Source organism: Streptomyces sp. NPDC097129 (genome assembly GCF_055668065.1).
Window position 1 is genome coordinate 576,116 of sequence record NZ_JBVOQE010000003.1, and the last position, 24,900, is coordinate 601,015.

At 73.8% G+C, this 24,900-nt stretch carries 21 protein-coding genes; 12 read left to right on the plus strand and 9 right to left on the minus strand.

Features of this window, described 5'->3' with window-relative positions; translation table 11 throughout:
- Positions 1-107 precede the first annotated feature (107 nt).
- Positions 108-482, minus strand: a complete 375-nt coding sequence (locus AC0B9F_RS13335) for a hypothetical protein (RefSeq protein ID WP_472001922.1) — start codon at positions 480-482, stop codon at positions 108-110.
- Positions 483-1,001: 519 nt separating this feature from the next.
- Positions 1,002-1,589 carry a TetR/AcrR family transcriptional regulator gene (locus AC0B9F_RS13340; protein ID WP_472001924.1) on the minus strand — a complete coding sequence of 196 codons (588 nt, stop codon included), beginning with the start codon at positions 1,587-1,589 and terminating at the stop codon, positions 1,002-1,004.
- An 80-nt stretch (positions 1,590-1,669) separates the two neighbouring features.
- Between AC0B9F_RS13340 and AC0B9F_RS13345 the strand changes: the two genes are divergently transcribed.
- Entirely contained in the window at positions 1,670-2,638 is a 969-nt protein-coding gene (locus AC0B9F_RS13345; protein ID WP_472001926.1) for an NADP-dependent oxidoreductase, read from the plus strand.
- A gap of 211 nt (positions 2,639-2,849) precedes the next feature.
- Positions 2,850-4,085 (plus strand): DUF4032 domain-containing protein, encoded by a 1,236-nt coding sequence (locus tag AC0B9F_RS13350; protein ID WP_472001928.1) that lies wholly within the window; start codon positions 2,850-2,852, stop codon positions 4,083-4,085.
- Between the two features lie 20 nt (positions 4,086-4,105).
- On the opposite strand, the gene AC0B9F_RS13355 is transcribed toward AC0B9F_RS13350, so the two are convergent.
- A complete protein-coding gene (locus AC0B9F_RS13355) occupies positions 4,106-4,981 on the minus strand; it encodes a universal stress protein (RefSeq protein WP_472001930.1) in 876 nt (291 codons plus the stop codon).
- Between the two features lie 65 nt (positions 4,982-5,046).
- Between AC0B9F_RS13355 and AC0B9F_RS13360 the strand changes: the two genes are divergently transcribed.
- From AC0B9F_RS13360 to AC0B9F_RS13390, 7 genes are all read left to right on the plus strand, one after another.
- On the plus strand, positions 5,047-5,400 hold the full coding sequence (locus tag AC0B9F_RS13360; RefSeq protein WP_472001932.1) for a VOC family protein: 354 nt from the start codon (positions 5,047-5,049) through the stop codon (positions 5,398-5,400).
- A 111-nt stretch (positions 5,401-5,511) separates the two neighbouring features.
- Complete coding sequence (locus AC0B9F_RS13365; RefSeq protein WP_472001934.1) at positions 5,512-7,188, plus strand: NAD(P)/FAD-dependent oxidoreductase; 1,677 nt, start codon at positions 5,512-5,514, stop codon at positions 7,186-7,188.
- Entirely contained in the window at positions 7,185-8,645 is a 1,461-nt protein-coding gene (locus tag AC0B9F_RS13370; protein ID WP_472001936.1) for an ATP-binding protein, read from the plus strand. Before AC0B9F_RS13365 ends, AC0B9F_RS13370 begins: the two co-directional genes overlap by 4 nt.
- On the plus strand, positions 8,642-8,992 hold the full coding sequence (locus AC0B9F_RS13375; protein ID WP_472001938.1) for a UBP-type zinc finger domain-containing protein: 351 nt from the start codon (positions 8,642-8,644) through the stop codon (positions 8,990-8,992). The genes AC0B9F_RS13370 and AC0B9F_RS13375 overlap by 4 nt, the downstream gene beginning before the upstream one ends.
- A 231-nt stretch (positions 8,993-9,223) precedes the next feature.
- Positions 9,224-12,181 (plus strand): helix-turn-helix transcriptional regulator, encoded by a 2,958-nt coding sequence (locus AC0B9F_RS13380; RefSeq protein ID WP_472001940.1) that lies wholly within the window; start codon positions 9,224-9,226, stop codon positions 12,179-12,181.
- A gap of 220 nt (positions 12,182-12,401) precedes the next feature.
- Positions 12,402-13,628 carry a serine hydrolase domain-containing protein gene (locus AC0B9F_RS13385; RefSeq protein WP_472001942.1) on the plus strand — a complete coding sequence of 409 codons (1,227 nt, stop codon included), beginning with the start codon at positions 12,402-12,404 and terminating at the stop codon, positions 13,626-13,628.
- Between the two features lie 158 nt (positions 13,629-13,786).
- Positions 13,787-15,331: a protein kinase domain-containing protein gene (locus tag AC0B9F_RS13390; RefSeq protein ID WP_472001944.1), complete on the plus strand. Its 1,545-nt coding sequence runs from the start codon at positions 13,787-13,789 to the stop codon at positions 15,329-15,331.
- On the opposite strand, the gene AC0B9F_RS13395 is transcribed toward AC0B9F_RS13390, so the two are convergent.
- Positions 15,323-16,762: a serine hydrolase domain-containing protein gene (locus AC0B9F_RS13395; protein WP_472001946.1), complete on the minus strand. Its 1,440-nt coding sequence runs from the start codon at positions 16,760-16,762 to the stop codon at positions 15,323-15,325. The genes AC0B9F_RS13390 and AC0B9F_RS13395 overlap by 9 nt on opposite strands.
- A gap of 97 nt (positions 16,763-16,859) precedes the next feature.
- Between AC0B9F_RS13395 and AC0B9F_RS13400 the strand changes: the two genes are divergently transcribed.
- The 3 genes from AC0B9F_RS13400 to AC0B9F_RS13410 all read left to right on the plus strand — a co-directional run bounded on the left by AC0B9F_RS13400 (position 16,860) and on the right by AC0B9F_RS13410 (position 19,562).
- Positions 16,860-17,831: an LLM class F420-dependent oxidoreductase gene (locus AC0B9F_RS13400; RefSeq protein WP_472001948.1), complete on the plus strand. Its 972-nt coding sequence runs from the start codon at positions 16,860-16,862 to the stop codon at positions 17,829-17,831.
- A gap of 248 nt (positions 17,832-18,079) precedes the next feature.
- Positions 18,080-19,069, plus strand: coding sequence for a hypothetical protein (locus AC0B9F_RS13405; RefSeq protein WP_472002151.1), 990 nt, complete (start codon positions 18,080-18,082; stop codon positions 19,067-19,069).
- Positions 19,070-19,136: 67 nt separating this feature from the next.
- A complete protein-coding gene (locus tag AC0B9F_RS13410; RefSeq protein ID WP_472001950.1) occupies positions 19,137-19,562 on the plus strand; it encodes an SsgA family sporulation/cell division regulator in 426 nt (141 codons plus the stop codon).
- Between the two features lie 182 nt (positions 19,563-19,744).
- On the opposite strand, the gene AC0B9F_RS13415 is transcribed toward AC0B9F_RS13410, so the two are convergent.
- From AC0B9F_RS13415 to AC0B9F_RS13435, 5 genes are all read right to left on the minus strand, one after another.
- A complete protein-coding gene (locus AC0B9F_RS13415; protein WP_472001952.1) occupies positions 19,745-20,245 on the minus strand; it encodes a DUF6328 family protein in 501 nt (166 codons plus the stop codon).
- Between the two features lie 84 nt (positions 20,246-20,329).
- Positions 20,330-21,313 carry an aldo/keto reductase gene (locus AC0B9F_RS13420; RefSeq protein ID WP_472001954.1) on the minus strand — a complete coding sequence of 328 codons (984 nt, stop codon included), beginning with the start codon at positions 21,311-21,313 and terminating at the stop codon, positions 20,330-20,332.
- 84 nt (positions 21,314-21,397) lie between these two features.
- Positions 21,398-22,027: a TetR/AcrR family transcriptional regulator gene (locus AC0B9F_RS13425; protein ID WP_472001955.1), complete on the minus strand. Its 630-nt coding sequence runs from the start codon at positions 22,025-22,027 to the stop codon at positions 21,398-21,400.
- Positions 22,024-23,496 (minus strand): MFS transporter, encoded by a 1,473-nt coding sequence (locus tag AC0B9F_RS13430; protein ID WP_472001957.1) that lies wholly within the window; start codon positions 23,494-23,496, stop codon positions 22,024-22,026. The genes AC0B9F_RS13425 and AC0B9F_RS13430 overlap by 4 nt, the downstream gene beginning before the upstream one ends.
- 103 nt (positions 23,497-23,599) lie before the next feature.
- Positions 23,600-24,826 (minus strand): FAD-dependent monooxygenase, encoded by a 1,227-nt coding sequence (locus AC0B9F_RS13435; protein ID WP_472001959.1) that lies wholly within the window; start codon positions 24,824-24,826, stop codon positions 23,600-23,602.
- Between the last annotated feature and the right edge of the window lie 74 nt (positions 24,827-24,900).

Genomic DNA, 24,900 nt, shown 5'->3' on the forward strand with positions numbered 1-24,900 from the left:
GGCCGCGGACAGTCACTCAGCGCCATTGCTTTGAGGCGAACGGCGGGTCCGCAACCAGTACGAGCGGGCTGCCGCGACCAACGCGCATCCGTACACGGCGAATGCGGTCAGGCCGATCCAGCCGACCAGGAGTGCGTCGTCGGAAGAGTGGAAATCGCCGCTCCGTATCGTCGCCAGCCGAGGCCGAGCACGCCGTACGGGGCGAGAGTGGCGGCACCGATCAGGGCCGGGATCAGAGGGAGCCAGCGCGGGACACGTCGACCGCGCAGGACCGGCGTCCAGCGCGGGAAGACTTGACCCCAGGGGCGGACGAGGCCCCACAGCAGGAAGACGCCGAGTACGGCCAGCAGCATGGTGCCGTCCAGGCCCCAGGACTCCAAGGTGAGCCAGATCCCCGAGGTGCCATTGTGCTCGGAGATCGCACGCATCTCCGCGCCGGTCGTGCCGGCGAAGGTGCCGCCGAAGGCCCAGACCTGTTTCATCGCCGCGTACGGGAGGAAGGCCACCCTGCCGGCCCATGCGGCGAGCTGAGCCGGCCGGGGTGCGGCCGAGGGCAACGGGGCGGCGGCCGCGACAGGCGGGGACCGGAGCGGCCGGTGACCGCGAGCAAGAGCCCGCCGGCTGCCGCCAGCATATGGTTCGCAGCCGCGGCCCAACTGTCCACGCCTTGGTCGAACATCAGCGTGATCACATCCATGAGCAGGCCGAACGCGGCGAGCCCGGCCAGGCCGCACATCGTCCACAGCGACGCTCGCAGCGCAGGCCGCAGCCCGTGTCGCGACACCGCCGCACAGGTCAGCCCCGCCAATACCCCCATCGCCATGACTGCCCAACCTGACGCGGAAACCCCCCTGTTGCCGCAGGAGCCGAACAGAGGAGTCCCCGTCAGCGCACAGACAAGGCCGAACCCGGCGTACAGCGTCGCCCAGAACATCGCCACGCACGCCGCCCGCCGGGGCCCCTGCTGCCCCCGCGCGGCCGTTCGGCTGTTCGGCTGTTCCTCAAGGATGTTTTTGAGGGCGAAGGCCGTCGAGGAGGATGTCGAGAAGCCGATCGGCTGTGACCGCGTGGCCGGGCTGGTGCGCGACGGTGAAGATCCCGATCAGGCCGGCCGCGATCTCCTCGGCAGTGACGTCGGGCCGGAGGTCTCCTGCGGCGCGACCTGCGTCGAGGATCGACGCTATCGCGTTCAGGAGCTCGTCCCTGGTCCGGGCGTGGCCGACGACGTCGGACTCGATCATCGTCAGCAGTGTGTCGAGCATGCCGTTCTTCGTCGCGATCCAGTCGCCGAACAAGTCCATCCAGCGCCGCATCGCAACGGCCGGGGCCACGGCGGCGAGCAGGTCCCGGGCGCCGTTCGTGAGGCGGACGACCTGGTCACGGTAGACGGCCTCCACCAGGGATTCACGGGTCGGGAAGTGGCGATAGAGCGTCGCGATGCCGACACCGGCCTCGCGGGCGATAGCACGCATCGACGTCTCCGTGCCGGGCGACGCGAGCACGCGCGTCGCGGCCTCGAGCAGCTGTTCGCGGTTACGGGTGGCATCGGCCCGGGGCGCCCGCGGCTTGGGACTGGTCAAACGGATCACGCTCCGGTTATGTTGGGTTCCGTAACCGGAGCGTAGTCCGTTTCGGGGCGGCTCTGCCAACACCAGGAAACGAGCAAGACATGCAGCAGCACCACAACGGGCTTCGAGACGGCGCGAGCAGGGCGGTCCGGCTCGAGTCGTTCGGCGGCCCAGAGGTACTGGCCCTTCAGGACGTGCCCGAGCCTCAGGCCGGTGATGGGCAGATCCGCGTGCGGGTGACAGCGGCCGGGCTGAATCCGATGGACTGGTTCATGACCGCGGACGCCGAGACCGCGGCACGGTTCGGCCTGAGCCTGCCCGCCGGGTTCGGGACCGACTACGCCGGAGTCGTCGACCAGGTCGGTGCGGGCGCGAGCGGCTACGCGGTCGGTGACCGCGTGTTCGGGGCGGCCTTGTCCCGAGCAGTCGCCGACTACGTCGTCCTCGACGCGCACGGGAACATCGCGAGCGGCATCGCTCATCACACCCCGGACGACGTCGATGACCGCACCGCCGCCACGCTCGCGATCGCGGGCAGCACCGCGGCCGCCGCTCTCGATGTCCTCGATCTCGGTCCGGACGACACGGTGCTGGTCGGCGCCGCGGGCGGCGGGGTCGGCGTGTTCGCAGTCCAGCTGGCGCGGATCGCGGGTGCGCGAGTCATCGGGACCGGCTCGCCGTCGTCAGCGGAGCATCTGCGAAGCCTCGGCGCCGAACCGGTCGCGTACGGCGAGGGCCTGACCGGCAGGGTCCGCGACCTCGGGGCGGGCCCCGTCACCGCCGCACTGGACCTCCACGGGACGGACACGGTGCACGTCGCTCGCGAGTTGGGAGTGCCGGACGGTCGCATCTGCACCATCGCCGGCCAAGTCGACGGGGTCCCTGCCGCCAACGGCGCCAACGCCGCACCCGATGCTCTCGAGAACATCGCGCGCCTTGTCGCGGCCGGCCGTCTGCGTGTACCCATCGCGGCGGCCTTCCCCGTCGAGGACATCCGCGCGGCCGTCGAGCTCCAGAGGGCCCGGCACGTTCGCGGCAAGGTCGTGATCGACCTTCGTCCTCAGCCCTGACTGCACGTGCCGGACTACGGATCGGCTCATCCTCGAACAGGGCGGCACAAGCCTGGGCCAGGTCGATGCCGAGGTCACGGCCGAAGCCCGGCGCCTCGCGGCCGATCCCGTGGTTTCCGCCGACCCCAGGGCGCCCAGCCGCGCAGCAGGCGTCGGCGCGGACCGCCTGGGGCCTTCCGCAGGGCGCCGCTCATCCGCTTAGGCTCTGCCCATGGCTTTGCAGATCAGCGCCACCACCCCCGAGCACCCCGCGCTTCTGCTCGAACTGCCGTGGCAGCTGCCCCTGGAGGAGTGGCCGGAGGAGTACCTCGTGCCGCTCCCCCGCGGCATCTCCCGGCACGTCGTGCGCTACGCCCGCGCCGGCGACGAGGTCATCGCCGTGAAGGAACTGGCCGAGCGGCCCGCGTTGCGTGAGTACGAGCTGCTGCGCGACCTGGACCGGCTCTCCATCCCCGCCGTGGACGCCCTCGGCGTGGTCACCGGGCGCACCGACGCCTCCGGTGCTCCGCTGGAGCCGGTGCTGATCACGCGCCATCTGCGCGGCTCGCTGCCGTACCGGTCGATGTTCGAGACGACCATGCGCCCGGCGACCATGCACCGGCTGATGGACGCGCTCGCGGTGCTGCTGGTGCGGCTGCACCTGGCCGGGTTCGCCTGGGGCGACTGCTCGCTGTCCAACACGCTCTTCCGGCGGGACGCGGGCGCGTACGCCGCCTATCTGGTGGACGCCGAGACCGGCGAGCTGCACCCGCGGCTGAGCAACGGCCAGCGCGACTACGACCTCGACCTGGCCCGGGTCAACATCAGCGGCGAGCTGCTGGACCTGGAGGCGTCCGGGGCGCTGCACCCGTCCGTGGACCCGGTCGCGTTCGGCACCGAGATCTGCGCCCGTTACCGGGGGCTGTGGCAGGAGCTGACCCGCACCTCGGTCTATCCGGCGGGCAAGCACCACTACATGGAGCGCCGGATACGTCGGCTCAACGACCTCGGTTTCGACGTGGCCGAGATGCAGATCGAGCACAACGCCCATGGCGACTCGGTCACGTTCGTGCCCAAGGTCGTCGACGCGGGCCACCATCAGCGGCAGTTGCTGCGGCTCACCGGCCTGGACGCCGAGGAGAACCAGGCGCGGCGGCTGCTGAACGACCTGGAGAGCTGGATGGCCACCCAGGACGACCACGCCCCGGGCGACCCCCTCTCCACCCGCCCGGAGGTGCTCGCGCACCGCTGGGTGCGGGACGTGTTCCGGCCCACCGTGCGGGCCGTACCGCTCGAACTGCGCGGCACCATGGACCCGGCGGAGATCTACCACGAGCTGCTGGAGCACCGCTGGTACCTGTCCGAGCGGGCCCAGCACGACATCGGGCTGGACACCGCCGTCAAGGACTACATCGACAACATCCTGCCCAAGGCGCGCGAGACCCTGGAGCCCACACTCCCGCAGTGACCACCCGGGCGGGCCGCCGGTCAGGTGTGCGGGACCACGGCCACCGGGCAGCCGGCGTGGTGCAGCACACCGTGGGCGACGGAGCCGATGCGGGCGCCGACCGCCGTGCGGTGGGCGCGCCGCCCGACCACCAGCAGCTGCGCGTGGTCGGCCGCCACCGACAGCAGCACCTGGCCCGCGCTGCCGATCTCCACGTGCTCGATCACCGGCACGCCGGGGAAGCGCTCGCGCCACGGCTGGAGCGCGTCCGTGAGGGCCTTGCGCTCGAGCGGCTCCAGACCGCCCGCGTCGTCCAGCAGCTTGAGCGAGCCGGGGCTGTAGGCGAACACCGGCGGCAGCGTCCACGCCCGTACGGCGCGCACGGTGGCGCCGCGGGCGGCGGCCGTCTCGAAGGCGAACCGCAGCACGTCGGCGCTGTCCTCCGGCTCGCCGTGCTGACCGACGACGATGTCCCGCCCCGCCGCCTCGGCGCTCGCCCCGTCGCCGGCGCGCACCAGCACCACCGGCCGTGTGGCCTCGGCGATCACCTGCTGGCCGACCGAACCGACCAGGAAACCCATCAGCCGGCCGTGCCCGCGCGAGCCGAGCACCAGCAGCTCGGACCCGGCCGCCGCCTCCAGCAGCGCCGGCACCGCGGGGCCCTCCACCACCTCATCGGTCACCGCGAGGTCCGGGTGCCGCTCGGTGACCGCGCGGACCGCGCCCTCGAGCGCCTGCACCGCCCAGCCCTGCTGCGCCTCATGGCTCGCCACCTCGGACGGCACCGCCGGCTGGAACTCCCAGGCGTGCACCACACGCAGCGGCAGTGAACGGCGTACGGCCTCCCGGGCCGCCCAGTCCAGCGCGGCACGGCTCTCGTCCGTCCCGTCGACCCCTGCCGTGATCGGACCCGTCATCCGGCCGCCTCCTCGTGTCGTATGTCGCTTGCGTCACCCCCAGTCTTCACCCCTACCCTGCCCACATGACCTTGGAGTGGGAACAGGTGATCGTGGACGCGGCCGATGCCGCGGCCCTGGGCCGCTGGTGGGCCGAGGCCCTCGGGTGGACGGTCGTCAACGACGACCCCGACGAGTTCGAGATCCGGCCGGCACCCGACCGCCTGCCGGGGCTGCTCTTCGTGCCCGTCCCGGACGCCAAGACCGCCAAGAACCGCCTCCATCTCGACTTCCGCCCCGACGACCAGCGCGCGGAGGTGGAACGCCTGCTCGCGCTCGGCGCGCGCCACGCCGAGGTGGGACAGGGCGAGCAGGCGTGGGTGGTCCTGGCCGATCCGGAGGGCAACGAGTTCTGCGTGCTGGGCGAGCGGCGCTCCTGAGGCCTCGGCTCATACCCGAGCAGGCCAGGCGGATCGAACATACGATGGGCCACGGACCGGCACGTCACGAGGGCGCGCCGGGCCGCTGACCGACCTCGGGGTGGGAGTCGTATGGCACAGGCCGCCGACACAGCGCGGACCGTCATCCTGACCGTGGACGACGACCCGGGAGTCTCCCGCGCCGTCGCCCGCGATCTGCGGCGGCGCTACGGCGAGTCGTACCGGATCGTGCGGGCGGAGTCCGGCGAGTCCGCGCTGGACGCGCTGCGCGAGCTGAAGCTGCGCGGCGACCTGGTCGCGGTGATCCTGGCCGACTACCGCATGCCGCAGATGAACGGCATCGACTTCCTCGAGCGGGCCATGGACGTCTACCCGGGCGCCCGGCGGGTGCTGCTGACCGCGTACGCGGACACCAGCGCGGCCATCGACGCGATCAACGTCGTCGACCTCGACCACTATCTGCTCAAGCCGTGGGACCCGCCGGAGGAGAAGCTCTACCCGGTCCTGGACGATCTGCTCCAGGCGTGGAAGGGCAGCGACTTCAAGCCGGTGCCCAGCACCAAGGTCGTCGGGCACCGCTTCTCGGCGCGCTCCTCGGAGGTGCGCGAGTTCCTGGCCCGCAACCAGGTGCCCTACCGCTGGTACTCCGCCGACGAGCCCGAGGGGCAGCGGCTGCTCGCGGCGGCCGGCGCGGACGGGCAGCGGCTGCCGCTGGTCGTCACGCCCGACGGGGAGCCGCTCATCGAGCCGGACCCGCCGCAGCTGGCCGCCCGCGTGGGCCTCGCGACGACGCCCACGGCCGACTTCTACGACCTCGTCGTCATCGGCGGCGGCCCGGCCGGGCTCGGCGCCGCCGTGTACGGGGCGTCGGAGGGGCTGCGCACGGTCCTCGTGGAGCGGTCCGCGACCGGTGGGCAGGCCGGGCAGAGCTCCCGGATCGAGAACTACCTCGGTTTCCCGGACGGCGTCTCCGGCGCCCAGCTCACCGACCGGGCCCGGCGGCAGGCGGCCAGGTTCGGCGCGGAGATCCTCACCGCGCGGGAGGTGACGGGTCTGGAGGTGAGCGGCGCCGCGCGGATCGTGCGGTTCGCGGACGGCTCGGCGGTGGCCGCGCACAGCGTGATCCTCGCGACCGGCGTGCAGTACCGGCAGCTGCCGGCGCCCGGCGCCGACGACCTGACCGGCTGCGGCGTGTTCTACGGCTCGGCGCTCACCGAGGCGTCCTCCTGCCAGGGCCACGACGTGTACATCGTCGGCGGCGCCAACTCCGCCGGGCAGGCCGCGATGTACCTGGCGCGGGGCGCGAAGTCGGTGACGCTGCTGGTGCGCGGCCCGTCGCTGTCGGCGTCGATGTCGCACTACCTGATCCAGCAGATCGAGGAGGCGCCCAACATCGCGGTGCGCCCCCGCACCGTCGTCGAGGCCGCGCACGGGGACGGCAGCCTGGAGCGGCTCACCCTGCGGGACGTCGACACCGGCGAGCGGGAAGACGTCGACGCGGGCTGGCTGTTCGTGTTCATCGGCGCCGCCCCGCTGACCGACTGGCTGGACGGCACGGTGCTGCGCGACGAGCGCGGGTTCATCCTGGCCGGGCCCGATCTCACCCCCGACGGGCGGCCGCCGGCGGGCTGGGAGCTGGACCGGCCGCCGTACCACCTGGAGACCAACGTGCCCGGCGTGTTCGTCGCGGGCGACGCGCGCGCGGAGTCCGCCAAGCGGGTCGCGTCCGCCGTCGGAGAGGGAGCCATGGCCGTGATGCTCGTGCACCGCTATCTGGAGCAGTCGTGAGCGGGCGGCCGGTGCCGTGCAGCCCGGCGGAGATCGGCTCGCTGTTCCTGTTCGAGAAGCTCTCCGACGACCAGCTCGGGCGGCTGTGCAGCGAGGGCCGGGTGGAGCTGTTCGACCCGGGCCCGGTGTACGCCGAGGGTGACCCGGCGACCTGCTTCTTCGTGATGGTCGAGGGCACGGTGGTGCTCTCCCGGCGGGTCGGCGCCGAGGACGTGGAGGTGACGCGGACCTCGCAGCCCGGCGTGTACGCGGGCGCCATGCAGGCCTACCTCGGGGACCGGGTGCGGCAGGTCTACAACAACTCCATGCGGGTGACCGAGCCGACGCGGTTCTTCGTGCTGCCGGCCGACACGTTCGCGAGCGTCATGCGGGAGTGGTTCCCGATGGCGGTCCACCTCCTGGAGGGCCTGTTCTTCGGGTCGAAGGCCACCCAGCGCACCATCGGGCAGCGCGAGCGGCTGCTGGCGCTCGGCTCGCTGTCCGCCGGGCTCACCCATGAACTGAACAACCCGGCCGCCGCCGCGGTGCGGGCCACCGCGACACTGCGCGAGCGGGTCGCGAAGATGCGGCACAAGCTCGCCGTGATCTCCTCGGGGCCCTATCCGCGGGAAGTCCTCGCAGGGCTGATCGAGATCCAGGAACGCACCGCCGAACGCGTCGGCAAGGCTCCCTCGCTCAGCCCGCTGGAGGCCGCCGACCGGGAGGACGCGCTCAGCGACTGGCTGGACGACCACGACATCCCCGACGGCTGGCGCATCGCGCCGGCCTTCGTACAGGCCGGGCTCGACGTCGACTGGCTGGAGCAGGTCGCGGCGGCCGTGGAGCCGGACATCCTGCCCGGTGCGATCGGCTGGCTGAACTACACCGTCGAGACCGAGCTGCTGATGGACGAGATCGACGACTCGACCACCCGCATCTCGCACCTCGTCGACGCGGCCAAGCAGTACTCCCAGCTCGACCGCGCGCCCTACCAGGTCGCCGACGTGCACGAACTGCTGGACAGCACGCTGCTGATGCTGTCCGGCAAGATCGGCGACGGGATCAAGGTCGTCAAGGACTACGACCGTACGCTGCCGAGGATCCCCGCCTACCCGGCGGAGCTGAACCAGGTGTGGACGAACCTCATCGACAACGCCGTCGCCGCGATCCGCGACACCGGCGCCGAGGGCACGCTGACCGTGCGGACGGCGAAGGAGAACGAGCGGCTTCTGGTGGAGTTCCGGGACACCGGCCCGGGCGTGCCGGCGGAGATCCGGGACCGCATCTTCGACCCGTTCTTCACCACCAAGCCGGTCGGCGAGGGCACCGGGCTGGGCCTGGACATCTCCTGGCGGATCGTGGTCAACAAACACCACGGCGGCATCGAGGTCGACTCCGAGCCCGGCGACACCCGCTTCCGTGTGCTGCTGCCGCTCACCGCGGCGGAACCCGACACCCCACCCGAGGAGACGGCATGACCCAGGGCGACGGCATCGACCAGAGCGCGGTGCCGAGCGGCGCCGGCTGCGTGGAGTGCGAGGCGGCCGGCGGGTGGTGGTTTCATCTGCGCCGGTGCGCGCAGTGCGGGCACATCGGCTGCTGCGACTCCTCCCCCGCCCAGCACGCCACCGCGCACTTCCGTGCGACGGGGCATCCGGTGGTGCAGAGCTACGAGCCGGGCGAGGAGTGGTTCTGGAACTACGCCACCGACGAGCTGTACGACGCCGGGCCCGCCCTCGCTCCCCCGCACAGCCACCCCGCGGACCAGCCCACGCCGGGGCCGGCGGGCCGGGTGCCGGCGGACTGGGCGCGGACGCTGCGCTGAGGCCGCTCCGGTGGGGCGCGGCACGGATGCTGCGCCAAGGACCCGTCCGGCGGAGGGCGGACCCTGCACCGGGTGCCCGTGCGGTGGAGGGCGGACCTTGCACCGGGTGCCCGTGCGGTGGAGGGCGGGGCTTGCACCGGGTGCCCGTGCGGCGGGGGCCGGTTCCTGCCCCGAGTGCCTCTCCCGTCCGGTGTCGCCCGCGGTGTCAGTGGTGCGTGCCAGGATTGATCCGTGCCGCAGACCGATTTCACCTCCCCGCTCGTCGGCCGGGACCGGGAACTGACCCGGCTCCTCGGCGCACTGGAGCGCGCCCGCGCCGGTGAGGCGCGGGCGATGGTGGTGGCCGGGGACGCCGGGGTGGGCAAGACCCGGCTGCTGGACGAGGTCGCCGGGCACGCCGCCGGGCAGGGCATGCGGGTCCTCACGGGGCACTGCGTGGACCTCGGCGACGTGGGCCTGCCGTATCTGCCGTTCACGGAGATCCTCGGCCGGATCGCCGAGGACGAGCGGCTGGCTCCGCATCTGGCCGCGCACGGCGCGGTGGAGCGGCTGCGCGGCGGCGGCGAGGTGCGCGGCGGCGACCCGGCGCGGGACGCGGACGCCCGGCTGCGGCTCTTCGAGGGCATGGCGGCCCTGCTGGCCCGGCTCGCCGAGGACGCGCCGCTGCTGGTGGTGCTGGAGGATCTGCACTGGGCGGACCAGTCCTCCCGGGACCTGCTGCGCTTCCTGCTCACCCGCGGCGCGCTGGGCTCGTCTGGTCCCCGGCTGGCGGTGCTCGCCTCCTACCGCTCCGACGACCTGCACCGGCGTCATCCGCTGCGGCCCCTGCTGGCCGAGCTGGTGCGGCTGCCCGCGGTGGAGCGGCTGGAGCTGCGGCCCATGCCGGACGCCGAGATGACCCGTCTGCTGCGGACACTGCGCGGCGAACCGCTGCCGGACGGCACGGTGCGCACGATCGTCGAGCGGGCCGAGGGCAACGCCTTCTACGCGCAGGAACTGCTCGCCGCCACCGGCACGCAGGCGCAGGGCGTGCCGAGCGCCCTCGCCGACGTGCTGCTGATCCGGGTGGAGCAGTTGTCGGAGACCGCCCAGCAGGTGCTGCGCACCGCCGCCGTCGCGGGGCGGCGAGTGGAGCACGACCTGCTGCGGGAAGCGGTCGGGCTGTCCGAGGACGCGCTGGAGGCGGCGCTGCGCGAGGCGGTCGGCCGCCAGTTGCTGGTGCCGGGCGACGGGGAGACGTACGCCTTCCGGCACGCGCTGACCCGTGAGGCCGTCTACGCCGACCTGCTGCCCGGTGAGCGGGCGCGGCTGCACGGCACGTTCGCGCGGCTGCTCGCCGGGCGCGGCGGCACGGGCGAGAGCGCCGCGGAGCGCGCCCACCACTGGCGCGAGAGCCATCATCTGCCGGAGGCCCTCGCCGCGTCGCTGGAGGCCGCCGACCACGCCCGGCGGGTGGGCGCGCCGGCCGAGGAGCTGCGGCATCTGGAGACGGCGCTCGACCTGTGGTCCGTGGTGGACGCCTCGGCCCGGCCGGCCGGTGAGGGCAGCGACCGGATCACGCTGACGCTGCGCGCTTCGGCGGCCGCCGTGCACGCGGGCGAGGCGCATCGCGCGGTCGCGCTGACCCGGGCGGCGCTCGCCGGTATCGGGCAGGACGCGGACTCGGAGCTGGCCGCGCGGGTGCGCTACACGCTCGCCGGGAACCTGCTGACCGTCGACAACCTCACCGCCGCCTTCGCCTACAGCAGCGAGGCGCTCGCGCTGATCCCCGAGGAGCCGCCGACGCGTACGTGGGTGTGGGCGGCGGCCACCCATGTGATGGCGGCCCGGGAGGTCGGGGAGTCGCAGGCCGCGGTGCGGGTGGCGCGGCGGGCGCTGTCCGCGGCCGAGCAGCTCGGGGTGGCGGACGCGCAGGCCGATCTGCTGATCTCGCTGGTGGGTCTCGAGGGCGGTGCGCGGCGTACGGCCGAGGGGCGTGAGCGGCTGGTGCGGGCGCGGGAGCTGGCCCGGCGCGCGGGCAACGCTCCCGTGGAGTTGCGGGCGTTGTTCCATCTCGCGGTCGGCTGCTTCGAGGCGGGCGCCTTCGAGGAGAGCCTGCCGTGGGTGGCGGAGGGGCTGGAGCGCGCCCGCGACGCCGGGCTGCTGTCGTCGCCGTATCCGCTGGAGCTGCGGTATCTGCAGCAGCTGCTGCTGTACACGCTGGGCCGCTGGGAGGAGTGCCTGCGGGCGGCCGCGGAGGCCGAGACGGTCCCTGCGGCGGGCGGCTACACGGCGGGCCCGGGGCTGTATGTGGCGCTGGCGCGCGGTGACGCGGCGGCCCCCGGGCGGGCGCGGGCGCTGCTGCGGGGCCCGTTCGACTGGATGGCCACGCTGGTCGCGGGGATCGCGCTGACCGACGCGGCCGCGTGGCGGGGCGATGCCGAGGCGGCGGTGGAGCAGGCGCGGGCCACGGTGGCGGCGCTCTCCGACGACGCGGGCACCCTGCCCGACGTCGCGGTGCGGCTGCTCGCGCTGGCCCTGTCCGCCGTCGCCGACACGGCCACGGCGCTGCGGTCGTCCGGTGACACGGCGGGGGCGCGGCGCTGGGCCGATGTGGCGACCGAGCTGGTGGAGCCGGCCCGGCGGGCGGCCGCGCACAGCGAGACGGGGCCGCCGCAGGGGCCGGAGGGTCAGGCGTGGCTGGCCCGGGCGGAGGCCGAATGGACCCGGGCGGTCTCCGGCCCGGACGCGGCGGCCTGGGAGAAGGCGGTGGCCGCGTTCGGCTACGGCGAGGTGTACGAGCAGGCGCGGTGCCGGCTGCGGTGGGCTCAGGCACTGCTCGCCGAGGACCGGCGCGACGAGGCCGCGGAGCAGGCCGCCGCCGTGCGGGAGACGGCTGCCCGGCTGGCCGCGCGGCCGCTGCTGGAGCAGGCCGAGACGCTGATCCGGCGCGGCAGGCTCGGCGACGCTTCCGGGCCCCAGGGAGCGTCGGCGCTCTCACCGCTGACGGCCCGTGAGCAGGAGGTGCTGCGGCTGCTCGCGCTCGGCCGCAGCAACCGCCAGATCGGTGAGGAGCTGTTCATCACCGGCAAGACGGCCAGCGTGCACGTCTCCAACATCCTGGCCAAGCTGGGCGCGGCGAGCCGTACGGAGGCGGTGGCGATCGCCTACCGTGACGGGCTGCTGGCGTCCGCGCCGAGCACATCCTGACCCCCGGGAGCCCCTCACGGTGACGCGGCCGTCGGCGTCGCGCGCCCCTCCGGCTCCCCGTCCAGAAGCTCCCGGTCCGGCGTGACCCGACGCCGTGCGCCCGGATTGTCGCTTTTCTTGATTTTCGCCGCGATACTGTGCGCGGCCACGCCGTTCCGACCCGACGGACGGTCAGATGTGGCCCCGGTACAGCGATCTGACGGAAATCGAGAGGCCTCGGATGATCCCAGCAGCACTGCGCAGAGGTACGGCACTGGGGGCGGTCGTGCTGTCCCTGCTGACGGTCCCGGCACACGCCGCCACCGCACACCCCGCGCGCCCCGCCGCACCGGCGGCCGCCCTGCCGCGTCCCGACCTCACCGGGCTGCGCGACGTCCTGCGCACCGCCACGCGACAGGGCGCTCCGGGCGCGATGGCACGGATCGACGACGGCGGCTCGGTCCTGACGGCGTCCGTGGGCGTGGCCGACCGGGCGACCGGGCGGGCCCTCGAGGACACCGACCGCTTCCGCGTCGGCAGCATCACCAAGACGTTCACGGCCGTGGTCCTGCTGCAACTGGCCGACGAGGGCAAGCTGGACCTCGACGCGTCCGTGGACCGGTACCTGCCGGGGCTGCTGCCCGACCGCCGGATCACCGTCCGGCACGTGCTCAGCCACCGCAGCGGGCTGTACGACTACACCAACGACATGTTCGCGCAGACGGTGCCCGGCTTCGAGGCCGTGCGCACCAAGGTGTTCACCTACCGCCAGCTGGTGGACCGCTCGCTGCGGCACGCCCCGACCGGCAAGCCCGGCGGCGCCTACGCGTACTCCAACACCAACTTCGTGGTGGCCGGCATGCTCGTGGAGAAACTCACCGGCCGCCCGGTGGCCGCCGCCTACCAGGACCGCATCTTCACGCCGCTGAAGCTGCGCGACACCTTCTACGTGCACCCCGACACCGCGCTGCCCGGCCGGTACGCCCGCGGCTACCTCACCCCCGACGCCAAGGGCGCCGCGCTGGTCGACGCCACCCGGCAGACCGTGTCCTGGGCGCAGAGCGCGGGCGCGATCATCTCCAGCACGCGGGACCTCAACACCTTCTACTCGGCGCTGCTGCGCGGCAAGCTGACCTCCGCCGCGCAACTGCGGCAGATGCGCAGCTGGGTGCCGGCCGGCACGGGCCAGGCGTACGGTCTCGGGCTGCGCCGCCGCGACCTGTCCTGCGGGGTGTCGGTGTACGGGCACACGGGGGCCGTCCAGGGCTACTACAGCTACGCGTTCACCTCCGCGGACGGGCGGCGCAGTCTCGCCGCGCTGGCCGACACCTCCAACAACGCGGCCGTGCACACGACGATGCTGCGCACCCTGGAGTCCGCCTTCTGCGGCGCCCCGGCGAAGAGCCGGCGGGGCGGCGCGGTGACGGAACGGCCGGAGGACGCCGCGGGACCGGCCGTCCGCCGGTGACCAGCAGGCCGGCTCTCTTCGCCGTGCTGGGCAACACCCGCGTATCCCGCACAGCCCGGCCCTTTTTGACGCAAGGTCAGGAATCCGGGCCGCGTTGAACGGAGCTCGCCCCGGCCGCCGTACCTGAGGGAAACGGGTGAACCGGGGTGCAGCGAGGGATGGCCATGGGCACAGCGGACGGCTCGACGCACGCGTTGGTCGCCGGGCGGTACCGGCTCCTCGACGTCGTCCATGAGGAGACCAACCGCGTCTGCTGGTACGGCGAGGACCTGGCCGCCGGACAGCCCCGTCTGCTCATCCGGACCGCGCTGCCCGCCACCGGGACCGACGCGGGCGAGCGGGAACAGGCGCGCCGCACCACGGGGCGTGTCCTGCGCATGACCGAGACGATGAGGCGGCTGTGCCCGGGCCGGGTCCCGGCCGTCGTCGACGCGGTGTACGAGGCGGGCGACCTGTGGACGGTGACGGAGTGGACCGAGGGCACACCCCTCGGCGAACTCCTCGCCCAGGAGGGTCCCTTGCCCCCCGTGCGGGCCGCGCACATCGGCCTGGAACTGCTGGACGTGCTGCAGGCCGCGCACGAGGAGGGCATCACCCACGGCGAGCTGAGCCCCGGCCAGATCCTCGTGCGCGAGCATGGGCCCGTCGCGGTCACCGGTTTCGGGCTGGCCGGCGCGACCCTGGCCCCGCGCGTCGCGGCACCGTCCTACGCCTCGCCGGAACAGGCGCGCGACGAGCGGATCGGCCCGGCCGCCGATCTGTGGGCGCTCGGTGCGCTGCTGTACACGATGGTGGAAGGCAGGCCGCCGTTCCGGGAGCGCGAGCGGCCGCAGGCCACGCTGAAGGCCGTGGACCGGCTTCCCTTGCGCACCCCCGTGCGCTGCGGGCCGCTGACCCGGGTGGTGCAGGGGCTGCTGCGCAAGAACTCCCGGGAGCGGCCGGCGCGTGCCGTCGTCCGCGAGGCGCTCACCCGCGTGCTGCACGAGGACCCGGACGCGCCGACCGCGCCCGCGTCCCGGCTGCGCCGCGTCCACGCCGCCTGGCGCACCGGCCCGGCCCGGCGGCGGCACATGGTGGTGGGGGCGGCGGTCGCACTCGTCTCCGCGGCCGCCGTCGCGCTCGCCGTGCGGCACGGGCCGGGCTCCGCGGACTCCGCGCGGCCGCCGCTCCCCTCCCCCGTGGTGACCGGGACGGCGGCGGGCCCCCCGCCGTCGGGCACGCCCGCACCGGGACCGCCGTCCGGCTACCGGCTGTACCGGGCGCCGGAGGGGTTCTCGGTGGCGCTGCCGGACGGCTGGGGGCGGCTGCGCACCTCGCCGGGGCAGGACCGGGCGTACCGGGTGGTGTTCGGCGCGAGCGGCGATCCGCGCACGCTCGCCGTGACGTTCAGCGAGCGCGTCGGCGCTGATCCCATCGCCGTCTGGCGGGACGACGTGGAGCCCGGGCTGCGGGCGGCGGGCGGTTACCGGCGGATCGGGCCGATCCGGGCGACGACGTACCAGGGGCGCCGGGCCGCCGACATGGAGTGGCTGGTGACGACGGCCGGCGGGGCGCGGGTGCGCACCTTCGGCCGCGGCGTCCTGCTGGGCGGCGGCCGGGGTTTCTCGCTGCGCCTGACCGCCCCCGCGGCCGACTGGGACGGCGCCGGCCGCCGTCAGGCACAGGAGGTCGCCCTGCGCACGTTCCGGCCTGCCTCAGGATGACGAGCCGGGCGCGCGCAGCTTGCGCAGCGGCACGCCGGGTACGAGCGGCACCGTGTGCCAGCGGGCGGTGAACGTGCGGTCCGGGAGCGAGCAGGTCACCCTCAGCGAGTGCGGGGTCTCCAGGAAGGCCACGTCCACGGAGAGGGTGCCGGCGTCCGTCCAGCCGCCGCTGACAGCGGTCGGCAGCGGCTCCTCCGTGACCGTCCAGCCGCCGTCGCCGAGGCGCAGCGGCAGTGCGTGGCCGGCCTCGGTGAGCGTGAGCGTCCAGCCGTCCCGCTCGGCGGCCACCGACACGGACGTGAGGCCCGGCTGGTCGGCGCAGCTGCCGCCCTGCGCGTCGAACACCGCGCCCGACCAGGCCTCGGCCCGCTCCGGCGGCGCGGGTTTGCCGGCCGCCGCGGGCAGCGCCAGGAGCGCGAGCCGCTCGCGCAGGGCCGCGTCGGCTGCCTCCCGGCCCTCCAGGGGCCCGGGACGGAAGGCGGGCAGCAGATGCTCCCAGACCAGGTCGAGAACCGTCTGCATGCCCGCCGTCTCCGACGTGAGGGCGACGACGGCGTCCTGCTCCGGCAGCACCAGGCAGAACTGGCCGTAGGCCCCGTCTCCGCGAAAGCCGTGCCGTGACATCCAGAACTGCAGGCCGTAGCCGAGGTCCCAGTCACCGCCGGACAGCGCGCCGACGGTCGCGATGTGCGGGCGCGTGGCCTCGGCGACCCACCGCTCGGGCAGCAGCTGCCTGCCCTCCCACCGGCCGCGGTCCAGATACAGCTGGCCCAGCCGGGCGACGGCGTCGCAGGTGGCGTGCAGTCCGCTGAAGCCCAGCTCGCGGCCGCGGCGGTCGCGCTGCCAGGCCACGGCCCCGATGCCGAGCGGGTCGAACAGCCGCGGGCGCAGATAGTCGGTGAGCGACTGTCCGGTCACCCGCTGCACGATGGCGGCGAGCGTGTAGGTGGCCGGCTGGTTGTAGGCGAAGACGGTGCCCGGGTCGCGCTCCGGCGGCAGCCGCAGGAAGCCGCGCAGCAGGTCGGCCGGGTCCAGGGCGCGCGCCCGGTCCATGGTCTCGGCGACATGCCCGCTGGCCATCGACGCCACGTGCCGCACCAGCATGGCCCGCACGCGCGGATCGGTGACCTCGTCCGCGAACTCCGGGAAGTAGGAGAGCACCGGGTCGTCCAGCCGCAGCAGCCCCTCCCCGGCGGCGAGCCCGGCGGCCGTACCGGTGAAGCTCTTGCTGAGCGAGTACAGCAGGTGCCGGCGGTCCAGGGTGTACGGCGCCCACGAGCCGGCGGCGACGAGGCGGCCGTGGCGCAGGATCAGCAGGCCGTGCGGCCTGATGCCGGGCGCGGCGTCGAGGGCGTCGAGGAAGGCCTCGACGCCGGCGGCGTCGACGCCCTGGGAGGCGGGGGCTGACGAAGGCAGCGGACGCGCGATCATGAAGTCATCCTGCCCCGGGTTACGCCGAACGGTCGAGAGGGCCTTCGCGTCCGGGGGGCCTCGTTTTCACCCGCTGCCCCACGGGGACTCGTGACCCATGGTGCAAATCGGATACACGATGATGACCGAGCAGGCCGGCCCCCGTGAGCTGGTCGACCACGTGGTGCGCGCCGAGGAGGCGGGCTTCGACTTCTCCGTGACGTCCGACCACTACTTTCCGTGGCTGCGCTCGCAGGGCCACGCGCCGTACGCGTGGAGTGTGCTGGGCGCCGCCGCGCAGGCGACCGAGCGCATCCCGCTCATGACGTACGTGACCTGCCCGACCTTCCGCTATCACCCGGCGGTCGTGGCGCAGAAGGCCGCCACCCTGCAACTGCTCTCCGAGGGCCGGTTCCGGCTGGGGCTGGGCTCCGGGGAGAACCTCAACGAGCACGTCGTCGGCGGCGGCTGGCCCTCCGTGGACGTCCGGCACGAGATGCTCGAGGAGGCCGTGGAGATCATCCGCGCGCTGTTCGAGGGCGGCCACGTCAATCACCGCGGCACGCACTTCGACGTGGAGTCGGCGCGGCTGTGGGACGTCCCGGAGGAGCCGCCGGCGATCGGGATCGCGGTGTCCGGGGAGCGCTCCTGCCGGCTCGCCGGCCGGCTGGGCGACCTGGTCATCGCGACGGAACCCAAGGCGGGCCTGCTGGAGGCCTTCGACCGGCACGGCGGGCAGGGCAAGCCGCGGGTCGGGCAGCTGCCGGTGTGCTACGACACCGACCGGGACACCGCGATCAAGCGGGCGCACGCGCAGTTCCGCTGGTTCGGCAGCGGCTGGAAGGTGAACTCCGAGCTGCCGCACCCGGACTCCTTCGAGGCGGCGACGCAGTTCGTCACGCCGGACGACGTGGCCGGGTCGATCCCGTGCGGCGACGATCCGGAGGCGTTCGTGGAGGCCGTACGGCCCTACGCCGAGGCCGGGTTCACCGAGGTCGCGCTCGTGCAGATCGGCGGGGACACGCAGGTGCCGTTCCTGGACTGGTCGGAGAAGACACTGCTGCCCGCGCTGCGGGGCGCGTTCGGCTGACGCGGGTGCCGCCTCGGGCGCAGCAGCGCACAAGCACGGCCAATCGGTGGATATAGGCTGCCGGTCTGCACATCCGTCGGCCCTGCCCCCTCTGGAGTGTCCCGGTGACCCAAGCGATCGCCCCGTCCGAGCCGTCCGCCGCGCCCGAGCCCGCGTCGGTCCCGGCGCCCGCGTCCGCGCCCGAGGACGCGCTCACGCCGGCGTCCGAGCCCGCGTCCGCGCCCGCCCCCCCGTCCGCGGCGGAGGCCGTGGACGACCTCGTCGCCCGTGACGCGCGCGAGTTCGGCGGGTACGCGCGCACCGGCGGGTGGGCGTTCGCGCTGATGGTGGCGCGCAGCGTGCGCCCGGGCGGACAGCCGGCCGAGCAGACGCCGAAGGTGAGCGCGAAGGAGTTCGCCGAGCTGGCGGGGTGCTCGGCGGAACGGGTGCTGCGCTACTACAAGGCCTGGGACCGGGCCGCCGACGACGGTCTCGTGCCGCACTTCGAGGCGCTGCGGCCCGGGCAGGAGGTGGAACTGCCCGACGCCGACGTGTGGCTGACCTATTACGTCTCGCGCAGCAGCGCGACCTCCGAGCGGGGCACGGCCATCGCCGAGGTGGCGGCGGCGGAGGGCATCCGGCCGACGAAGGCGCTGGAGGTGGCGGAGAACCCCACCGCCCTGCGCGCCGCGATCCTGGCCGACCCCTCCACCGCCCGCGCGGCGCAGCAGGCCCTGCTGGACCGGGTGCGCGAGGACCCGGAACTGCAGGCCGCGCTGGCCCGTGACGTGGTGCGCACCGACGACCTGAAGAAGGCCGTGGCGTCCGAGAGCCGCTCCGCCGACCGCATCGGCTACGTGCGGCAGATCGCCGAGTCCGGGCAGATCAGGACGCCGGCGGGCCAGACCCTCGAGGCGCCCGTCGAGGTGCGCCGGGAGGCCGAGCGGCATCTGTCCCTGATCGACGAACTCGACGACGGCGAGGACAGCGCGGAGTGGGCGTCCGAGGCGTACGACACCATGAAGGGCCTGGTCGCCGAGACGGTGGAGGCCGACCCGGACCTGCGGGTGACGGAACGGCGGCAGAAGTTCTACAGCAGCCTGCAGAAGGCCACCCGGGTGTTCGAGGAGCTGACCTTCGACGACGCCGAGGACTTCTACGAGGACGACATGCTGCTGCGGCTGGAGGAACTGCAGCAGGCGATCGGCTCGTGCCTGGCGGCACTGCGCGCGGGTCGCGGGAATCACCCGAGTAGCTGAGCATCTTTCGCGCCACGGGGGTACCAGGGGTTCGCTCTCGTCCGTTCCTCTCGGAAGGCCTGTCCTGGTGAACCCCTTCGCTCACACGACCCTGGTGGTGGAGTTGCAGGCGGGCGACACGGAACGTTTCGCCGTGCTCGCCCATCTGAGCTACGACGCCGGCGACCCGTTCGTCGTCACGGCCGTGTTCAGCCACCGGGGCCGGGTCCTGGCCCGCTGGCAGCTGGACCGGGAGATGCTCGGTGAGGGCCTGCGGCGGTCCGTCGGCATCGGGGACGTGCGGCTGCGTCCGACGGGCGGCGGGCTCTTCGACGAGCTGCGCATGGAGTTCCTCGGCGACGCCCACCCGGACGGGGGCCGCCATCACGCGGTCGTGTTCGCCTGGGCGCCGGCCGTGTCCGCGTTCCTGCGCAGAACGTGGCAGCTGGTGCCCCCCGGCGGGGAGGAGGTCCGCGTCGACGACTTCCTGGCCCAGCTCTCGGTGGGCCCGTGACGGGCCGGAGCCGAGTTACGCGGACTCATGTCCGGCGCCGGGCCCCACGCGGCCGTGGCGGTCAGCGGACCCGGCCGGCCTGCCACGCGCGCCGGCCAGCCGTGAGGGCGGTCCCCGCCGACTCGGCGTGAGGTCCTGGGCAGGTCGGCGCGGACCGGAGGAGTCCCAGGCCCCCCGCCTGTTCAGCGTGAGGTGTAGCGGCGGCGGGTCCACAGCGGCAGCACGAACCAGCACAGCACGTACCAGGCGACCACGGCCGAGACCAGGTACGGGACGTAGCTGTCGTGGGTCGCCACCCGCAGGATCAGCAGCAGCGACGACGTCATGGCGGCCAGCAGCAGGAGCAGGCCGACGAACGTCAGCCGGGACGCCCAGCGCACGGCCTGCGGCTTCACCCGGCGTCCGGCGACCAGGCGGTGCAGGGAGACCGGCCCTATCAGCGCGCCGGTCGCACACGCGCCCAGGACCACGGTCACGATGTAGATGGCCTGGTCGGCGCTCTCCAGCTGCGCGTACTTGGGCGTGAACACCACGGTCAGCAGGAAGCCGAAGAGGATCTGCACGCCGGTCTGCGCGACACGCACCTCCTGGATGAGCTCGACCCACATCCGGTCGGCCCGCTCCTCCTCGGTCTCGTTGCGCCCCCGGCGCCGGACCGGCCCCTCTTCGGCGACCGCCACCATTCCTCCCGGTGAGAACCCCTGACGTCGTCTCTCGGCGGGTACCCCGAAAAGCGGCGGTCCTGCCCGGTCCGGCCCGGGCGGGGTCTACCAGCGGTGCTCGACCTGCTCCCGGATGCGCCGGTCGTACAGGTCGCGGATCGCCACCAGCGTCTCCTCGGACAGCTCCGGCAGCCGGGCGGCGGCCGCGTTGGCGCGGGCCTGCTCGGCCGAACGGGCGCCCGGGATCACCGTGGTGACGCCCGGCTGCCGGACGATCCAGCGCAGGGCGAGCTGGGCCGGGGTGAACCCCTCGGGGGCGAGGGCGGCGAACTCGGCGGCTGCCTCCACGCCGGTCGTGTAGTCGACGCCGGAGAAGGTCTCACCCTGGTCGAAGGACTCGCCGTGCCGGTTGAACGTGCGGTGGTCGTCGGCCGGGAAGACGGTGTCCTTGGTGTACTTGCCCGACAGCAGCCCGGACGCGAGGGGCACGCGGGCGATGATGCCCACGCCTGCCTCCCGGGCCGCCGGGAGCACCTCGCGCAGGGGTTTCATGCGGAACGGGTTCAGGATGATCTGCACGCTGGCCACGTTCGGCCGGGCGATCGCCGTCAGCGCCTCGGCGCAGGTCTCCACGCTGACGCCGTACGCGGCGACGCGCTCCTCCTCGACGAGGGTGTCGAGGGCGTCGAAGACCTCGTCGGAGGAGTAGACGGGGGTGGGCGGGCAGTGCAGCTGCACCAGGTCGACGCGGTCGACGCCGAGGTTGCGGCGGGAACGGTCGTTCCAGGCGCGGAAGTTGTCCAGGACGTAGTTCTGCGGGATCTGCTCGACGCGGCGGCCCATCTTGGTGGCCACCTCCACGTGCAGGTCGGGGCGGCTGCTGAGGAACGTGGCGATGGTGGACTCGCTGCGTCCGTCGCCGTAGACGTCGGCGGTGTCGAAGAAAGTCACACCGGACTCGGCGGCCGCCTCCAGCACCTTCAGGGCGTCCTTGTCGTCGACCTCGCCCCAGTCGGCGCCCAGTTGCCAGGTGCCGAGACCGATGACGGACGCGTGCTGACCGGACCTGGGGAATTCGCGCTCTTCCATGGCGTCAGTGTGGCACCGGCGGCGCACGACGGCGGAACAGGCCGCTCCGGGCGCCGCCGCGGCGGCGCCGGAACTGCTCGGGTGCTACGGCGTGAGGTGGGCCTGGATCGTCGGGCCGTACCGTGCGACGAGGTCGTCGACCGGCAGGGCGCGCACCTTCTCGCCGCGGGCGATGCCGGCCATCACGCCCAGGCCGAGCAGGCCGGCCACGGCGAGTTCGGCGCGCAGGGCGGCGTCGGGGCCGCTCAGCCGGGCGGCGAGCCGCGCGGTGACCTGGCTGCGGAAGTTCGCCCGCAGCACCTCGCCGTGCTCGCCGTGCAGCGGGGCGAAGACGATGCGCAGGATCGGGTCGGCGCCCTGCTCGCGCTGGCTGACGACGACGTGCCGCACCATGTGCCCGCCGAGGTCGTCGAGCGGGGCGTCCAGGAGCGCCTCGGCGTCGTCGGCGAAGGACATCACCCGGGCGAAGAGGGCGTCCTTGTTGCCGAAATACTTCAGGATCAGCGGGGCGCTCACCCCGGCGCGCTCCGCGACCGCCTTCAGCGTGATGTCGCCGTGCGCGTGCCGGGCCAGCAGGTACCGGGCGGCCTTCAGGATGACCGCTCTGGTCGCCTCGGCGTCGCGACGGGCGGCGGCCCCGGGGTGCGGCGGGGCGGGCGGACCGGCGGCGGGGTCCGCCGCCGCCGTGCGGGAGGAGGTGCTCACATCCCTCATGTTCCCGCCGGTGTCTGCTTCCGGCCCGCCCGGGCCCCGGCCCGGGCGCGTCGGCCGGCGCCGGTCGCCGCCTCGCCGGGGATGGACAGGGCCGCCGCGCAGGCGGCCAGGGCGACGGCGCCGGCCATCGCGAACGCGAGCAGGTAGCCGTGCAGCGACGGCACCGGGATGCCGGCGACGAGGCCGCTGTGGTGGACGAGGACGGCGGCCACGGCGGCGCTGGAGACGGCCTGGCCGATCGTGCGCATCAGGACGTTGACGCCGTTGGCGGAGGCGGTCTGCCCGGCCGGTACGGCGTGCAGGATCAGCGTCGGCAGCGCCGAGTAGGCGAGCGTGGTGCCGGTCGCCACGACCGTCGCCCCGAGGATGATCATCCACAGGTCCCGGCTGTCGGCGATGCGCACCGCGTAGCCGCAGGCGATCACGGCGGCGCCGAGAGCGAGCGTGATGCGGGGGCCGCGCGCGGCGGAGATACGCGCCGAGACGGGGGACAGCAGCAGCATGGTCACGCCTCCGGGCAGCAGGCACAGACCGGTGGCGACGATCGACAGCTGCAGCCCGTACCCGGTGGCCTTGGGCGCCTGCACGAGCTGGGCGGTGACCAGGGAGTTGGCGTAGAAGGCGAAGCCCGTCAGCAGGGCGGCCACGTGCGAGAGGCCCACGCGCGGGCGCACGGCGAGCCGCAGGTCGACCAGCGGCCGCGGGCTGCGCAGCTGGTGCCACCACCACAGCGCGAGGACGACGGCGGCCCCGGCGAACAGTGCGGTGATCCGCGCGCTGCCCCAGCCCCACTGGCCGCCCTCGGACACCCCCAGCAGAAGGCAGACCAGGCCGGCGGCCAGCCCGAGCGCGCCGAGGGCGTCGAAGCGGCCCGGTTCGCGCACCGGCGACTCCTTCACCGCCCACCACACCGCCGTGACGCCGGCCGCGCCGAGGACGCTGGTCATCCAGAACATGGTGTGCCAGTCGGCGTACTGAATGACGAGCGCGGCCAGCGGGAGGCCGAGCGCGGCCCCGATGCCGACGGTGGAGCTCATCAGCGCGACCGCGGAGCCGCGGCGCTCGGGCGGCAGTTCGTCGCGCAGGATGCTGATGGACAGCGGTACGACGGAGGCGGCGGCGCCCTGCAGGGCGCGTGCGGTGATCAGCACGGTGATGTCGGAGGACAGCGCGCACATCACGGAGCCGACGGTCATCAGGGCGAGCGCCGCCGTCAGCACGCGCCGCTTGCCGTACATGTCGCCGGCCCGCCCGAGCACCGGGGTGAGGACGGCGCCGGACAGCAGGGTCGCCGTGACCATCCAGGACACCGCGCCGGCCGAGGAGCCGGTCAGCCGGGGCAGGTCGGGCAGCAGGGGCACGACCACGGTCTGCATGACGGCCATGAGGATGCCGCCGAAGGCGAGCACGGGGATGGTGAGCCGGTCCCGCAGACCGTTCGGCCGGGATATCGGTACGGGCGACGCCATGAGCACTCCAGCGGCCGGGACGGCCAGCAAACGATGAGGGTGAATTCCCATTCACCATAGCCGGTGAATGGGAATTCACCCCCTTTCTTTCCCGAGGCTTTCCTCAGTCCGCGGGCCGGCGGGCGGCCAGCTCCCGTGCGTGCACGCTCCGTGCCAGTCGCGGCCCGAGCCAGCGCTTGAGGCGGCGCAGCGCGTCGAGCTGTCCGGCCGCCCGGTCGAGGCGGTAGTACAGCTGGGGCGGCACGTACGGCAGCAGCGGCGAGTGGCGCTGGCCGAGCAGGGCGAACATCTGCTCCGGCGGCAGCTGGAGATAGCGGGGCAGGTTCTCGTACCAGCGGGCGCTGTAGCGGGCCGCGCTCTGCGCGGGCAGCAGGGCGGTCATGCGCCCGCGTTCGTATGCGGCGAGCGCCTGCGGCAGGGCCGCGTGTTCGCGCACGGCGCCGGCGAGGGCGATGGCGTCTTCGAGGGCGAGCGTGGTGCCGGCGCCGATGGAGTAGTGGGTGGTGTGCGCGGCGTCGCCGACCAGGACGAGGTTGCCGCGGTGCCAGGTGCGGTTGGTGAGCGTGCGGAACGTCGTCCAGGGGCTGCCGCCGTCGCCCGCGGGGCGGCCGATGAGGGGGTGGCCGTCCAGGATGTGCGCAAAGAGGTCGCCCAGCAGGGCGAGCCGGCCGGATTCGCCGCACCGGTCGAGGCCGAGGCCGGTGAAGGTCTCCGGGGCGCACTCGATGACGCAGGTGCTGTGGCCGGGGCCGTAGGGATAGCCGTAGCACCAGACCCAGCCGTGCGCGGTCTCGACGAAGGCGAAGGTGAAGGAGTCGAAGACGCGGGTGGTGCCGAGCCAGACGTAGCGGTTGCGGCCGGGCGTGAGGTGGGAGCCGAAGTGGCCCGCGTGGCGGGTGCGCAGGGCGCTGTGGACGCCGTCGGCCGCCACCACGAGATCGGCGTCGGGGAGGTCGTCGGCGCGGACCTCGGACTCGAACTCCAGCCGTACGCCGAGGTCGCGGGCGCGGTCGGCGAGGATCCGCAGCAGCCGCTGGCGGCCGATGCCGTGGCCCTCGTCGCCGGGCTGCCGGGTCAGCCGGTCGCCCACATGGGCGACGCCCTCGTTCCAGCGCACGGAGCTCGCCTCGACGGCGCGCGCGGACTCGGGGTCGTGCGCGTGGAGCTGGTCGAGCAGTCCCCGCCAGTACGTCACGCCCCAGCCGTAGGTGGAGCCCTCCGGGTTGCGCTCGTGGACGGTGATGTCGTGGGCGGGGTTCTGCAGCTTGAGCAGGATCGACAGATACAGCCCGGCGGGCCCGCCGCCGACGCAGGCGACCTTCACGCGCACCTCTTGACAATTACCCGACGCGGTCGTTTGACAGCGCAGGGTAGCAGCCGAGGCGGTCCGTTCCATGCCGTCGC